Below are 13,812 nucleotides of genomic sequence, written 5' to 3'. Positions count from 1 at the left end.
ACGCTGTGGAAAAACATATTCTGGTTACGGGCGGCGCTGGGTACATTGGATCTCATACCTGCGTGCAGTTACTCGAACGAGGCTATCAGGTCACTGTATTAGACAATTATTGCAATTCATCGCCTCAGGCCCTCAAGCGAGTAGAGCAAATTGCGGAAAAAAAAATCGAAGCGATTGAGGGTGACATACGCAATCAGGCTTTGTTGGAACAGGTCCTGAGGTCAAAGACTTATAGTGGGGTAATTCATTTTGCCGGCCTGAAGGCCGTGGGTGAATCCAGCGAGAAACCACTTGAATATTACGATAATAACGTCTCCGGCAGCCTGAGCCTCATCAGAGCCATGCAATCGCACGGGGTGAAGTGCATGATCTTCAGTTCGTCTGCAACAGTATACGGAGACCCGAAATATCTTCCTCTGGACGAAGCTCACGGTCTCGGTCCGGTGAACCCTTATGGCCGAACCAAGTTCATGGTCGAGGAGATGCTGCGTGATCTTGTCGCGTCAGATTCTCAGTGGAGCGTTGGTCTTCTACGTTATTTCAACCCAGTGGGTGCGCATCCAAGTGGATTAATCGGTGAAGATCCGCGTGATGTTCCGAACAATCTCATGCCTTTTATATCGCAGGTGGCGGTTGGCCGCCGTCAGCATCTTAACGTCTTTGGTGGTGATTATGATACGCCCGACGGTACAGGCGTACGCGACTATATACATGTGGATGATCTGGCCAAAGGCCATGTACTGGCGTTGGAAACGCTCATAGAGCGGGCGCGGCTACTGACGGTAAATTTAGGCACCGGTGCAGGTTGCAGTGTTCTGGAAATGCTGAAAGCATTTGAGACAGCTTGTGGTAAGCCGTTATCTCATCAGGTTCAGCCGCGTCGGCCTGGAGACATAGCAACTTCGTTCGCAGATTGTCGCCTGGCAGAGCAGGAGCTGGGTTTCCGTGCGGAACGTACTATCCGGCAAATGTGCGAAGATACCTGGCGTTGGCAGTCCAATAATCAAAACGGCTATAGCTGATCTTGGCCAGGGTACCTACCAGATTATGTGGCCTGTCACGATTTTTGGATCGTTTAGTACATGCACGCCTTTTGAAGACTGCCTGTGATTTCGATCCGGCATGGTACCTTAAGCAGTATCCCGATGTAGCCGCTTCAGGGCGTGACCCTAAGGTGCACTTTTTACTGTACGGGCGTAATGAAGGCCGCTGGGGAAAGCGCCCGTTTGTATCCGATGAGATCTACACCCTGGCGGAGAGATTACTGGGTGAGCTGTCTGTCTATGATGAGGCACTTTCTAAGGATATGCGCTTTCAGAATATCAGGACATTGCAACTGAGAAAAACGGAGGCGTCGGGTATATTGCTTGATGGCTTCAAAGCGTTTGTAGAGTCTCAACGCGGCGAAAAATTTATCAATCAAATTGTTCTTATGTCTGGAGCGCGGACTATAGGTAGCGAGGACCATGCTGGTGTGCTTCATCTTGCTACGGATATGGCTCATAGGGGCGATAAGAGTAAGCAGTTCCATGCGCTTGCGGATTTTCTTACCGTTGACACACCCATATATCGGCTTTTGTTACTGGAACTTATTTTGGGGTCTTACCCTGAGGCACGTATCCTCAACTGTGGAAGCAAAACCGGTGATGCCTTATATACTCAGTTAAGCCTTAAGGAACGTGAGCGGTGGGCGCGTCCATGACAGATATTACCGCAATTGTTAATCTTCATAACGAAGGTCAAATGGCCCGAGCCAGTCTTGTCAATCTTAAACGGGCGGCGGAGTTTGCACGTCAAAGCGGATTAACAGTAGAGATTATAGCGGCTCTGGATCGAGCGAACCCTGAAACTGTTGCGCTTGCTGAAGACATGTCGGACACGCATCTCAGATGTGTTTACTTTGACCACGGCGATTTGGGGCGATCAAGAAATAATGCCGTTGAGGTGGCTCAGGGGCAGTGGATCGCATTTCTTGATGGTGATGATCTATGGAGCGAAAACTGGCTTACCGAAGCACATGCGTGCGCCAGTGCCGATCCGCGGTTCATAGTATGGCATCCTGAGATCAATTTGTATTTTGGAGATAGTTCAGGCCTGCATATCCATGCGGACATGGAGCAGACAGAATTCGAACCGCTGGCGCTGGCACTGAGTAATATATGGACCGCCCTGTGTTTTACGAAACGCGACTGGTTGTTGCGTGTGCCTTATCCAATGACGGATTTGCAGAATCGTGTAGGCTTTGAAGACTGGGGTTGGAATATTTCGATCATCGAGCACGGTGGTTTGCACAAGGTGGTTAAAGGAACCGGACATGCTTTGCGCACGCGATGGAATTCACTGGCGCAGCAAAGCGCGACAGTGCGGGCACGGCCGGATATTTCAGGGTTGCTTCGGCTTGCGCGCAAGCAAAAGCAGGAGTCGGCTAAACGATAGGCCAGTCCCCTACCGATATGTTCTTCGCCCTTGATAGCCTATCAATCTTCCAAAATATCGTGCCACTTTTAGCACGCGTGAATTGTTCAATTGGTCTTGTGCGGCCCGCAATTGCTGCTCAAGTTCGACAACCCTCAAATCCGGTTGCCCGGATGGCTTGTGAACGGCAGCGTCTGGAGCGAACACCACGGGGACGGTGTGATCCATGTGATGTAATTGTAGTGACAGCTTAATGCTACGTGCACGCTCCTGCTGCAGAGCTTGTTCTTTTTCTGATAATTGCCTGAGCACGGTGGCCAGTTTTTGTTTTGGCGTGAGCGGCTTGTTAGGTAAGTTAGGGGGGGGGGCGTCCAATCCGATCAGTTTGCGAACATTATTTAAAAATATTGCGTGAGCATGGCGCGTCTCTACGCTTGCCCGCGCCGCCTGCCCGATGCGGGAGAGTTTGTCTGGATCAAAATCAAAAGTCTCAAGGCATCTTGCGTAAACTTCCGCATCGTCGATGTCATCTCCGGATGTCTTTAGCAACCACCCTGTGCGCTGATGCTGAATGGCTTCGGGTATGCCACCTATGGAGGGGGCTATCACCGGCATACCAGCGGCTAAGGCCTCTAGTAGAACATTTGGCATGCCATCGAAGTCGGATGTATATAAAAATGCCGTATAATCCACTAGCGGCAAGTCATTGAATTGATTGAATCCCCCTTTGTAACTTGCATTGCTAATGCCATTAAAGAGGGAGGTGTCGTAGTGCGACGAGAAATGTCCGTAGATGTCGATGTGGATATATGGGCAACGCGATCTAAGCTTTTCCAACAGCTTGATAAGCATCTCAGGGCGTTTCTGCGGATCGACCCGTGACGCCCACAGCAGCTTTTTTTTCGCACTGTTTGTCGGAGGCTGCCAGATTTTTTCAGGTAAATCACATTGCGTATACAGGCAATGCCAGCGTGACGACAGGACACCAAAGCGTAGCCGATCATGTGCAACCAGAGCTTCGTGATCGGAGATAACATCATCGATCTGGTCAATATGATCGCTAAGTATGTTGAAGGTCGCGCCATATGTGAGCTGGACGCTTTTATCCACCGCATCGGGAAATCTGTAATATATAACTCTGTTTGGTTTCAGAATTTTACAAAAACGCCGAAGAAAACGGTGCGTGTATGCAGACGATTTCACATGAACGCGCGGTGAGTCACCCGCGAACTGGATAAGGCGTATGGTAATGAGGTCGATAGCCGCCTCATCACCTTTGCAGAGAGCGTAAAGGTCAATGAAATCACTATTGTCCGGTAGGTTCTCAAGCCACATATGGCGATTAACAGGTTCCCCGCACAGAAACAAAAACCGCTTACCGACACCGATATCTTTCAAGGCGTTTATAAAATTCAGTATATATTTCTCAGCCCCACCTGCTATGAGGTATGGTAAAAGTATAACATCAGTATAATCGGTCTGACTTAAGAGCTGACAGGCCTTGTAATAGGCCAGCCCTGCTGCGGGTGAAATGCCTTTGTTTGTGTAGGTTACATTGAGATCACTGTGAAAAAGTATGGCTGGATCAATCAGATTCGCCGCCTGAGCCGTCCGATGATTTGCAGCATTGCCAAAAAAATCTTTGTGAATACTAGCTTGTGTCGGTGTGCTCCACAGTGCCTTCATAGCGGACTGAGCGGCTTCCTTATTTACCTCAGTATAGATTGATGGCTGCAAAAATTTGTTTGGAAGAGTCAGGCGGGCTGAATCCAGATTTGCTTGGGTAAGGAGGCTTCCCTGACGTTGACGATAATACAGCGTGGTTTCTGGTGCGATGACAAACTCTATGCCGTTGGCGATAAGTTCGGCATTAAGGCACCAGTCCTCATAGGCATATCCCTGACTATGATCAGCATGTTTATACGGATGTCGGCGGGCGATATCGGATGAGAAAAATATGCGTGAAATATAGGGGTGATCGCTGAACAGGGACAAGGTAGAGATGTCTTTGCTGCCATAATAACGGCACAGGTGTGTATTCGCCCCGAATGCGAGTAGAAATTCAGGAAAAACAGCAATGTCACTGGTATGTGCTTGCGCTGTCCGGTAGCATGCTGACAGCATATTGTAAGATATGAGATCGTCTGCATCACACGTGGTAATATATTGGCCTTTGGCTATGGCAATGCCTGAGTTACGTGACAGGCCAAGTGATCTGTTGTCCACCTCAATAATCTGTGTTGCCTGAAAGGCCGAAAGGTCTTCGGCCTTAATCCACGTGCGGGTATGTTCGTCACTGTTGTCGAGTACGATCACCAGTTCACAGCTCAGGCCATCATTATGAGCAAAAGTGACCGCTTCAACTAATGAGAGAAGCGTTCTTCGCAGATAAGTGATTTCACGGTGAACGTTGAGGACTATGGTGATGTCAAACATGGGGGCATCCCGATTGGGAGAATTTGAGTTGCCGAGTGGCGCCTGATCAGGAAGTGAGGGGTCTGTATGCCGTGTGCTCAAATCAGCACTGCCCCCTTCGACATTTTGGCCAGTGCGATCTGTTCTAACAACTCGAACTGTTCTTCCCAATCTATGTCCATCGCAACAATTTCGGAAAGCGGCATGAAGTAGGGACGATGGCCTAAGCGGTCACCCGTTTCACGCATAAGCTTGAAAGGTAAAACATACGCGCCATGATTAATTTCAAAAATGGGACGTATATCCTGACTGCGGGGCCATTTGATTGGGTGTGGAGTGTAATTGATAGGGCCTTTTTCGTCCCATAGGAACTTATGCAGTTTTGTTACGGTTAAAAGTGAGTCATAGCCCTCATTAAGGGATTTCTCATAGGCCGATATGATGCTCTCATATTCCCTGGCGCATATAAAGGGTGAGGTAACGTGTGTGAACACGATTGTTCCCTCCTCAGATAAATTGCCCGTATAACGAATGAAATCATCCATGGGTGTGGAACTGGTTCCTAATTCATTCGGCCTGTTTATCGCTTCAATAAGTATGTCAACGTGGGGGCTAAAACTAGCTACATAATCCAGTACAATCGGATCATTCGACGACACGACGATTTTTTCGAGTTTGGACACTCCGGCTAGCTGACGGAGTTTTAGCTCCAGTAAGCCACCTTCGAAACCGGCGAAAGGGCGCGTATTCTTATTTGGAACGCGCTCGCTGCCAGCACGACATGGAATGAAACCAATATAGCCTGTCATCTTCAAAAATCCGATTTTTAAGAAATTTCTTCTATTTTCTGTACTTGTGGTGTTCGCTGGCGTTGATCTGCTTTTCTTCTGTGCCAACTACGATTTCAGTCTCACGAATCTTGGTGACATAATCTTTGAAATCACCGGTGGTAAGGTCTATGGCGACTGCATCAAAATGTGCCCATTCCGTATTGCCAAGTTTAACGTGCTTTTCCACCATACGCGCGCCAGCGGCCACCGCCAGTGCGGAGCCGAACCAGCCAAAGTCATGGCTTGAATATCCCGGAATAATGCGTGGATTCGCTTTGGACAGGGCGTGATAATGACGCACCACGCCAACATTACAGTCATGTGCGGGCGTAGGGTAAGCAGAGTTGCATTGCAGCAGATAAAGCTGTTCGCTCTTGCTGAAGGTTTCGAGAACCCATTGCTCATATGCCTGATCGGTCATGCCGGTAGACAGGACAACCGGCTTTGTACAGGTGTCTGCGACAATGGCTAGATAATCACGGTGCTCAGATATGGTTGAAGGCAGCTTCACCATCGCCGGATTGAAGTCCATTAGATAGCGGTATGAAGGTTCGTCCAGAATCGATGCAAACCATTTAATGCCGATAGTATTGCAAAGATTTTCAAGAAAAATGAAGTCGTCTCCATCCAGTTCCAGCTGGTGACGATAGTCGGCAAATGTTTTACCGAATGGCGACTTGTACGGGGCGGCTAGTTGTTCTTTGGAATAGAAACTGGCAACGTCACGTTTTTGCACCTTTACATAGTCGGCTCCGGCGGCTTTGGCGGCACGCACCATGCGCTCCAGGCGACCCCTGTCACCAAAATGGTTGGTTGTCAGTTCAGCTATAACCGATACGCCCCATTGGCGCGCCCCTTCAGAGGCATCTACTTTCTGGATAGGCAGGAAGCGTTCGGCAAGCTCGGCGGGGCTGAGGCGGGAGAAGTTGCGATTGCCGACATGGCAAACATCTATATCGGTGTCGCGCAACATATAGAGCGCATTGAGGAAAAAGTTCTCCTGAATCTCAATGCGGAAGGCCTGCTCATCCTGAGCAATGTTTTCGTGCTGTTTCCCTACGGCGCTTGCGAAGCCTAACTCGGGTCGGAAGTCAAATCCGACCATGTACACGGTTTGTGGGCGTCCCCGGAAACTGGCAGCCAGTCTGGCAACTTTCAAAGCCGAGAGGAACAGTAGATCCTCAATGACAAAGGTGTCCGAGAGCAGGCGCTGGATCATCAGATCACTGCTTTCCTGCGTCAGGGGCTTGTGTGGCGCGTACAGTACCTCGGCATTATTGGACGGACGAAAGTCAGTCGATGTCAGGTACAATCTGGCACGAGAACCGGTTTCAGCCAGTGCATTTTTGACCCAGTCAGCGTGGAAAATGGATATGTCGGCAGGGTAGATACGTTCCGCATCATTAAGGCCGATGACCAGAGAGCCCGCATAGACTTCAGGAGGGACAAGATCGGCAGACGGCCCCTTACCCAGAATGAAGATCGTATCTGTGTTGTATGTCGACGCGATAGCGCCGATTTGGTTCAAGAAAACGTCCGTCATAATCAGATCCTTCAATTTTAACTATGCACCCCGCCTCGTAAGCCAGAGCCACGCCGGCCAGCAGGTCCCAGCTGTAGGCTCCCTTGGGGTTTATAAATCGTGCAAATGAACCACGGATTACATTAAAAAGGTTATATACGGCACAGCCCATAATACGCCCCTCTGGATTCTCCTGTAATCCCTTGGAAATTTCAGCGTTATGAGACGATGAAAATCCGACAATGCGAGAGTGCGGAACACGTGGAATATTACCGCTGGACATGCTCTCTCCCAACTCGGGCATGAGTAGAAGGCTGCCTGCGTGCTGCCCCTTATGCCAGATTGACAAAGAGGTGCCCCATTCTTTCAGGCCTGAGCAAAAGTTCTCGGTGCCGTCGATCGGGTCCAGCACAGCCACCCAGTCATTTACGCTCATGGCGTCGGGTTGCCAGGTTTCCTCACCGATAAAGGTCAGACCGGGCAGTTTTTTTGTCAGGATGCGGCTTATCTCGTCCTCAAGCCATTTATCAGCGGCAGTAACGGGACTGCCGTCAGGTTTCCAGGTCACATCATACCGCATGCGGTTAAGTTCCGGCACGGCTTTAAGTACGAAGGATTCTATTTCGGAGATCAGATTTCCGATTGTCTGAATATAAGCATCAGTCATTAAATTTTATCAATATGGAGAGAATAAAGGGTTTGTGTAGCACTGCAAAACAAGGTGCACAAGTGCCGCACATTGCGCTCGGTTTGCAAATTGTATCCTTTGGGGTGGCTTGATTTATTGCACCTTAATTGCTTTAACTGGATTTTGCTGGCTTGCTTGATCGGAAAATGGACATGAAGGGGATTATTCTTGCCGGTGGAAGTGGCACACGCCTTCATCCCATTACTATTGTTGTGTCCAAGCAGTTAATGCCGGTATACGACAAGCCTATGATTTATTATTCCTTATCGACCCTGATGTCCGCGGGCATAAGGGAGATGCTAATTATAACCACCCCTCATGACCAAGTCTTGTTCCAGGGGCTTTTAGGGGATGGTTCGGCATGGGGGATTGATCTCTCATATGCAGTTCAGCAGGAGCCAAACGGGTTGGCCCAAGCCTATATTATCGGGGCCGATTTTGTCGGGTCTAAGCCTTCATGTCTTATTTTGGGGGATAACATTTATTATGGCCCTTCCTTACCAAGCTTTCTGGAGCAGCACACGGCGTTAAATGATGGGGCCACGGTTCTTGCCTATCAGGTGTCGGACCCTGAGCGGTATGGTGTCGTTGAATTTGACGCCTCGTTCAAAGCCATGTCAATTGAGGAGAAGCCCAAGATGCCGCGCTCCAATTGGGCGGTAACAGGCTTGTATTTTTATGATCATCAAGTGGTGGATATCGCGGCAAACTTGAAACCTTCGGCCCGTGGGGAATATGAAATAACGGATGTGAACCGCACGTATCTTGAGCGGGGGCAATTGACCGTTCTGCCAATCGGGCGAGGGTATGCATGGCTGGATACAGGAACGCCTGACAGCTTGTTGGACGCGGCGGAGTTTGTTCGTGTAATGGAAAAGCGGCAAGGATTTAAAATTGCTTGTCCGGAAGAAATCGCGTGGCGTAAGGGCTACATTAACAGGTCAGAGTTCGAAATTCTTGCGCAGCAATGCAATAATAATGACTACGGCCGTTATCTTATAAAATGCTTGGAAAGCAGATAAATTAGTATTGTGGTCAAAACTCATAACTGTATTCTGCAGATTATTATATTTGAAATTAAATAGATTTGGTTCTAAAATGATAAAATCAGCACGCGGAATTTCTGATAAAAATACCTCATATTATGGAAATGTGTCTGTTGATATCTCCATTATTTTAAATGCACACAATGAGTACCGTTATTTGCACCGTACTATATTGTCATTGGGGGAGGCGGCTCAATACGCGCGTATACATGGTTTAAGTACTGAAATTGTAGTCGTACTAGATAGGGCGGATGTGGAGACGGCTTCGCTTATAGATGCCTATAATTATAAAGCGTTTGATGGGGTGCAAATTATTAAGGTATCCAACGGCTCACTTGGACTGTCACGTAATGATGGCATCAAAGTAGCGCGAGGAACTTACATAGCAACGGCAGATGCAGATGATCTGGTTTCTTTTAACTATCTGCATAAAATGTATATGACGGCTCATTCGTCATCATCAAACACTATTGTATTTCCTGAATATTATTTTGGATTTGGCACAGACTGCTACATTTGGAAATTCTATAATTCTGAGCATATAAGCCCTGCGGTATTCTTCGACAAACATCCATATGTTTCACGCGTGATGTTCCGTCGCGAGCATAGTGACCGAGTTCGTTTTGCTGACGTGTCCCTATCAAGTGGTTACGCATATGAGGATTGGCATTTTAACTGTGAATGCCTGGCTGCGGGGTTGGAAATACAGGTCGCAAAAAGTACTATCGTTTTTTACCGTCAGCGAGCGGGAAGTCTGCTCAGGCAGGCGGACACACTCAGTTCGCGACTAATACCGGCGAGCAAATATTTCGAACCGGAGACGTTTGTTAAGCTAACGTGGATGGAGATGAATAAAGAGAAGATATATAAGGCCCCTGAGCCTGTTTTCTCCTTAAATTCATTCGTCAATGATGCTTTTATGAATGAATTGGTTGCTGGTGCCAACCAGATTGATCCTGCCGTTAGCATGGGGATTCTGAAGTATCGGCATGCTGGGTCGAATTTCATGCAACCCAGCAACGCTTGTCGGGCTTATTTTGAATTATGCGAACGAATAATTGAGGGTGGCGCATTTACTGATGTTGTGCTCCTGCCCTCGATGTCTAAGGGCGGGGCAGAAAAATTTATAATATCTGTTCTGGACAGTCTGTCAGAAATCGATCCCGGAACACGTATTTTAGTGCTGGGCGGCGAACAAGTTACAAAACATGAATGGCTTGAGCGGTTGCCCGCAAATAGCCTATTTATTGATCTGCATCGTTTGGGTGTGGTGGGGCTTTCCCAAGCTGATGTAGAGTTAATTTCGTTTCGAATTGTGGGAAACCTCCAAGGGTTAAAGCGAATACACGTTAAAAACTCAATCTATGCTGACAATTTTGTGCGTAAATATGGCCATAAAATCAAAACCATACCTACTTATAATTACTATTTCTGTGAAGAGCATACCTATCATGGCGGTATAGGCTATACTAATGGCTATGGATTTGATTTAATATCGGAGCACTATTCAGACTTTTCTGGTATTATTTCTGATCATGGCGGTATTTTAGAAACTGCCAATGCTCTTCTTGGTGGCGGTGCAGCCGGTAAGATGCACGCTCTGTATGCTGAGTGCGCTGTTCCGGCACGTCGGAAAGAGCTGCAAATAAAGCCTCAAAATCGTCTTTTGTGGGCGTCACGGATTGATGAGCAAAAGCGCCCGGAGTTATTGCGCAAAATTGCGAATAAACTGCAATTGTCCATGCCCTGGCTTGTCATCGAAGCATATGGCAGCGCCGCAAGTGGGGGTGTGGACGCGACAGTATTTCAAGGCAGTGCTAATCTCAAATATATAGGTGGCTTTGAAGGTTTCGATAGTTTCGATACAAACCGTTATGATGCCTTGATCTATACAACCGCTTTTGATGGACTACCTAACGTAATACTGGAGGCCATGGCTGCAGAACTTCCTGTTATTTCAACTCTTGTGGGTGGTATAGGTGAGATATTGTCGGCACAGACCGGTTATGTGGTGGATGGAGATGCTGACGATGATGTTGTCGCGAACAATTATGTTCAAGCTCTTGCCGCATTATATCAGGACGACGCCTTGATTGCTCATAAGGTGTCAAAAGCAAATGCGCTGATACGGGAGCGTCATTCGAAGGGCGCTTTTAACAGGCGAGTGGCAGAAATTTTTGAACTTCAGCGGTTAGAGAGTGAATGTGATGCCTGACGAATTACAAGTAAAAGGGGCGGCCAAACGGGCTGCCTCCGGCAGAGGATTGCGTAATAGCGGTACACAAGAGTCGGAGAATAGCGTCGATCTGAACCTTCATGAGGCCCGCCGGAGAATGGTGTCGTATCTCGAACGTGCGGATCGGCTGAGCGCAAAGCTTGAAAGTGTTAAGGCGGAAAGAGACGCATTGGCACAAGAAATAGAAACTTGGCATAAACCGGAGCGGCAACGACTGCAGCAAGCCGTCGGAAACCATGAGAAAATGAGGTTGGAATGGTTTGAGCCGCAGATAAATAAGCTAACCGATGAAGTTTCACGTCTGCAGAGGTATGCGGATTCGGTGATGACCCAAGATGCTGAGCCAGTTCCCCGGATTGAAGAAGAGTTACATGCTACTCGTGAAGCCCTAAGTGCAGCTCAGTTACAATTGGCGAATAGTCGCACGCTGCGCCTTGCGCGCCTATTGGGTCGTGTAACGGGCTATTCCAAATTGCGCGAAGGCAAGAGCTAAGTGACATAAATCTATGCAAAAAGGACTAGATGGCCATCAGACACTCTGAGTTAATTTTTTCAGATATTGGTAGTATTGTTGTTGGGAAAATAAACAATTCCGAAGTCCAGCTTACCTACCGTCTGGATAAGGACGGGGCCGACAGTTTGTCCTTCTATGTGTTTTATATAGGAGGTCGAGTGGACGTGATGCCTCTGGATAAACGGATCGGTGAAGATATATCTCTGACATTTGAGTTTGATTCAGAGCCTGTCGTAGAGGCCATGGCTGTAGTCGCTAAAATGCAAGATAGTTTGGTGCAGTTAACACCCGATAATGTTAACAGCTCATTTCATCGTATCCTGTCGCGTGACCTGAATGAAGTTAATAGAAATCTCAGATGGGATTCGAGGATCGACTGTTACAAGACCCGTTTTTTTTCCACGCTCAACAGCATTAAATATATTCAGGACGATTTTTTTGCCATTCAGAAGGCGATTGTCTCTTCTGGTTATTCTGCAATTCAAGAATTTGATACTGAAAAAGTTGAAAATATATTGAGCTTATCTGTAAAGAAATTCGATGAAATAATCAGCCTTTCAGACTGCGATGCGTCCGCTTCACAAATATGCTTCATGATCCATGCCTCAGTTTATTGTGGACGTGGCGATATACTTGATTCGTTAGTGGAGACGACGTTGAGGGTGGCGCAGAGCGCGCATGATACGCCCCTTTCTGCATATAACAGCATGCATAATTGTGTTCTAATGGGCAACTATCTTTATTACACCAATAGAAAATCACAGGCTCTCAGCTGTTTTGAGCAAGGTGACGCGTTGATGCGTCTGTGTGTGGACACACATCCCAGGGTTAATTTTTTTGAGATCATTCATGTTGTCAATCTGGCATTCCTTGCCTATGCGGGCACCTTTATGGCCACGGGGCGGCCGATGCCTCACAACTTGCCGCCTGATAAACGTGAATATCCCAGCCTTAGGGAGGTTTGTGATGCAGCCACAAGGATATATGGAGAGCGACCCAAAGAGCACTTTGTCAGGAATCTGACAGATCTGATTAGTCTTTCGCCGGAAGCCATCTGACTTCAGGTAATTGCTCATCCTATAAGGATCGGAATAAAAAACACCGGCAGCACTCAGTGCTGCCGGTGTTTTAGCTTTAGGAAGGCTTCAGGCCCTGAGCATATTTAAGGGAAGGCTCAACCCACGGGGCAATGGCGTAAACATCTGACGCATAGGGGGCTTTTAATTCACTAAGGTATCTGGGGTTGATACCTTGAATCATTGCTGTGAGTGATTGGCGGAAGCTCCACTTATAATTATGGGCTACGCTTTTGTTGCACCATTCCAGTAGCTTGAACGTTGATGCCACCACTATGGCGCGAATTTGTGTTTCCTGGAAGTATCGAGAGTGGCTGAATAGTTCCAGTAGGTTGGCAGCAGATGAAATGGAATCAAAGCGTGTGGTGCTTGAACCGCCTGTAATCTGAGGGCGACCGTAGCGTCTGAAATATGTGAAACATGGGGCCTCTGTAATAGCAAAGCTGTCCATATTTATGACAATGCTATTGTGGAAAACAATGTCTTCAAAAAACAGACCCGCAGGAAAACGCAGACGGTATTTTTCAACGAAGCTTCGTTTCAAGAATTTATTTGCCGACTGAGGTTCAATGGCCGCAGCTAATGCAACGCCTTTGAGGAAGGTTTGCGCATCGGTAGTTGCGTCTACAGGGCCAATTACTGACAGTTGCTCGAATATGGTTTGATCGTAGAAGGGCGTAATGTGGTGACGGACCTCTGACAAAAGGCCTGGACAGAAAACGCAGTCAGCCTGTGTGCGTTCTGCGGTTTTTATCATTTCTTCAAATGCCCACACGGGCCGGGAGTCGTCTGCGTCCAGAAAGCAGATGTAGTCTCCGCGAGCAAGGCCCAGAGCGCGGTTGCGGGCCGAGGAGAGGCCGTCATTGGCCTGCCTGATGTGCACAATACGTGCATCATTGAAGCTTTGGAGCGTTGCTCGGGTGTCTTCTGATGCGCCGTCATCTACGATAAGCAATTCAAAGTCTGTAAAGCTTTGATTGAGAATCGATCGGATAGACAAGGACGCCAATGCGCCTTCGTTGTAAGCTGTAATAATGCAGGATATGCGTGGATTAGACATTGTAATTTAT

At 47.9% G+C, this 13,812-nt stretch carries 12 protein-coding genes; 7 read left to right on the top strand and 5 right to left on the bottom strand.

The window, feature by feature from the left end:
- The first annotated feature begins 5 nt into the window (after positions 1-5).
- The 3 genes from galE to E5201_RS01290 all read left to right on the top strand — a co-directional run bounded on the left by galE (position 6) and on the right by E5201_RS01290 (position 2,436).
- On the top strand, positions 6-1,022 hold the full coding sequence (gene galE / locus E5201_RS01300; RefSeq protein WP_140984191.1) for a UDP-glucose 4-epimerase GalE: 1,017 nt from the start codon (positions 6-8) through the stop codon (positions 1,020-1,022).
- 71 nt (positions 1,023-1,093) lie between these two features.
- The gene (locus E5201_RS01295; RefSeq protein ID WP_181404502.1) at positions 1,094-1,702 is read left to right on the top strand and encodes a hypothetical protein; all 609 of its coding nucleotides are present in this window, start codon (positions 1,094-1,096) and stop codon (positions 1,700-1,702) included.
- Positions 1,699-2,436 carry a glycosyltransferase family 2 protein gene (locus tag E5201_RS01290; RefSeq protein WP_140984189.1) on the top strand — a complete coding sequence of 246 codons (738 nt, stop codon included), beginning with the start codon at positions 1,699-1,701 and terminating at the stop codon, positions 2,434-2,436. The genes E5201_RS01295 and E5201_RS01290 overlap by 4 nt, the downstream gene beginning before the upstream one ends.
- A 9-nt stretch (positions 2,437-2,445) precedes the next feature.
- Here E5201_RS01290 and E5201_RS01285 read toward each other — a convergent pair whose 3' ends face one another.
- From E5201_RS01285 to E5201_RS01270, 4 genes are all read right to left on the bottom strand, one after another.
- The gene (locus tag E5201_RS01285; protein WP_140984188.1) at positions 2,446-4,851 is read right to left on the bottom strand and encodes a glycosyltransferase; all 2,406 of its coding nucleotides are present in this window, start codon (positions 4,849-4,851) and stop codon (positions 2,446-2,448) included.
- A gap of 77 nt (positions 4,852-4,928) precedes the next feature.
- Complete coding sequence (locus E5201_RS01280) at positions 4,929-5,639, bottom strand: acylneuraminate cytidylyltransferase family protein (protein WP_140984187.1); 711 nt, start codon at positions 5,637-5,639, stop codon at positions 4,929-4,931.
- Between the two features lie 31 nt (positions 5,640-5,670).
- The gene (locus E5201_RS01275; RefSeq protein WP_140984186.1) at positions 5,671-7,203 is read right to left on the bottom strand and encodes an N-acetylneuraminate synthase family protein; all 1,533 of its coding nucleotides are present in this window, start codon (positions 7,201-7,203) and stop codon (positions 5,671-5,673) included.
- Positions 7,127-7,849 (bottom strand): inositol monophosphatase family protein, encoded by a 723-nt coding sequence (locus E5201_RS01270; RefSeq protein WP_140984185.1) that lies wholly within the window; start codon positions 7,847-7,849, stop codon positions 7,127-7,129. Before E5201_RS01270 ends, E5201_RS01275 begins: the two co-directional genes overlap by 77 nt.
- A 173-nt stretch (positions 7,850-8,022) precedes the next feature.
- Between E5201_RS01270 and rfbA the strand changes: the two genes are divergently transcribed.
- From rfbA to E5201_RS01250, 4 genes are read left to right on the top strand one after another with little or no spacing between them, the layout of a single operon-like run.
- A complete protein-coding gene (rfbA, locus tag E5201_RS01265; RefSeq protein ID WP_140984184.1) occupies positions 8,023-8,892 on the top strand; it encodes a glucose-1-phosphate thymidylyltransferase RfbA in 870 nt (289 codons plus the stop codon).
- Between the two features lie 49 nt (positions 8,893-8,941).
- Positions 8,942-11,131, top strand: coding sequence for a glycosyltransferase (locus tag E5201_RS01260; protein ID WP_140984183.1), 2,190 nt, complete (start codon positions 8,942-8,944; stop codon positions 11,129-11,131).
- Complete coding sequence (locus tag E5201_RS01255) at positions 11,124-11,645, top strand: hypothetical protein (RefSeq protein ID WP_140984182.1); 522 nt, start codon at positions 11,124-11,126, stop codon at positions 11,643-11,645. Before E5201_RS01260 ends, E5201_RS01255 begins: the two co-directional genes overlap by 8 nt.
- A gap of 29 nt (positions 11,646-11,674) precedes the next feature.
- Positions 11,675-12,724 (top strand): hypothetical protein, encoded by a 1,050-nt coding sequence (locus E5201_RS01250; protein WP_140984181.1) that lies wholly within the window; start codon positions 11,675-11,677, stop codon positions 12,722-12,724.
- 76 nt (positions 12,725-12,800) lie between these two features.
- Here the strand turns inward: E5201_RS01250 and E5201_RS01245 are convergent, their stop codons facing one another.
- Positions 12,801-13,802, bottom strand: coding sequence for a glycosyltransferase family 2 protein (locus E5201_RS01245; protein ID WP_140984180.1), 1,002 nt, complete (start codon positions 13,800-13,802; stop codon positions 12,801-12,803).
- Positions 13,803-13,812 lie beyond the last annotated feature (10 nt).

Origin of the sequence: Asticcacaulis tiandongensis, assembly GCF_006475605.1 — a bacterium.
In the GTDB taxonomy this organism is placed as follows: domain Bacteria; phylum Pseudomonadota; class Alphaproteobacteria; order Caulobacterales; family Caulobacteraceae; genus Asticcacaulis; species Asticcacaulis tiandongensis.
This window is presented reverse-complemented; position numbering and strand designations above follow the sequence as displayed.

Coding starts and splice junctions, on each gene's coding strand:
- E5201_RS01250 (WP_140984181.1), top strand. CDS start 11,675: ATGGCCATCAGACACTCTGAGTTAATTTTTTCAGATATTGGTAGTATT.
- E5201_RS01290 (WP_140984189.1), top strand. CDS start 1,699: ATGACAGATATTACCGCAATTGTTAATCTTCATAACGAAGGTCAAATG.
- E5201_RS01275 (WP_140984186.1), bottom strand. CDS start 7,203: ATGACGGACGTTTTCTTGAACCAAATCGGCGCTATCGCGTCGACATAC.
- E5201_RS01245 (WP_140984180.1), bottom strand. CDS start 13,802: ATGTCTAATCCACGCATATCCTGCATTATTACAGCTTACAACGAAGGC.
- rfbA (WP_140984184.1), top strand. CDS start 8,023: ATGAAGGGGATTATTCTTGCCGGTGGAAGTGGCACACGCCTTCATCCC.
- E5201_RS01270 (WP_140984185.1), bottom strand. CDS start 7,849: ATGACTGATGCTTATATTCAGACAATCGGAAATCTGATCTCCGAAATA.
- E5201_RS01280 (WP_140984187.1), bottom strand. CDS start 5,639: ATGACAGGCTATATTGGTTTCATTCCATGTCGTGCTGGCAGCGAGCGC.
- E5201_RS01285 (WP_140984188.1), bottom strand. CDS start 4,851: ATGTTTGACATCACCATAGTCCTCAACGTTCACCGTGAAATCACTTAT.
- E5201_RS01255 (WP_140984182.1), top strand. CDS start 11,124: ATGCCTGACGAATTACAAGTAAAAGGGGCGGCCAAACGGGCTGCCTCC.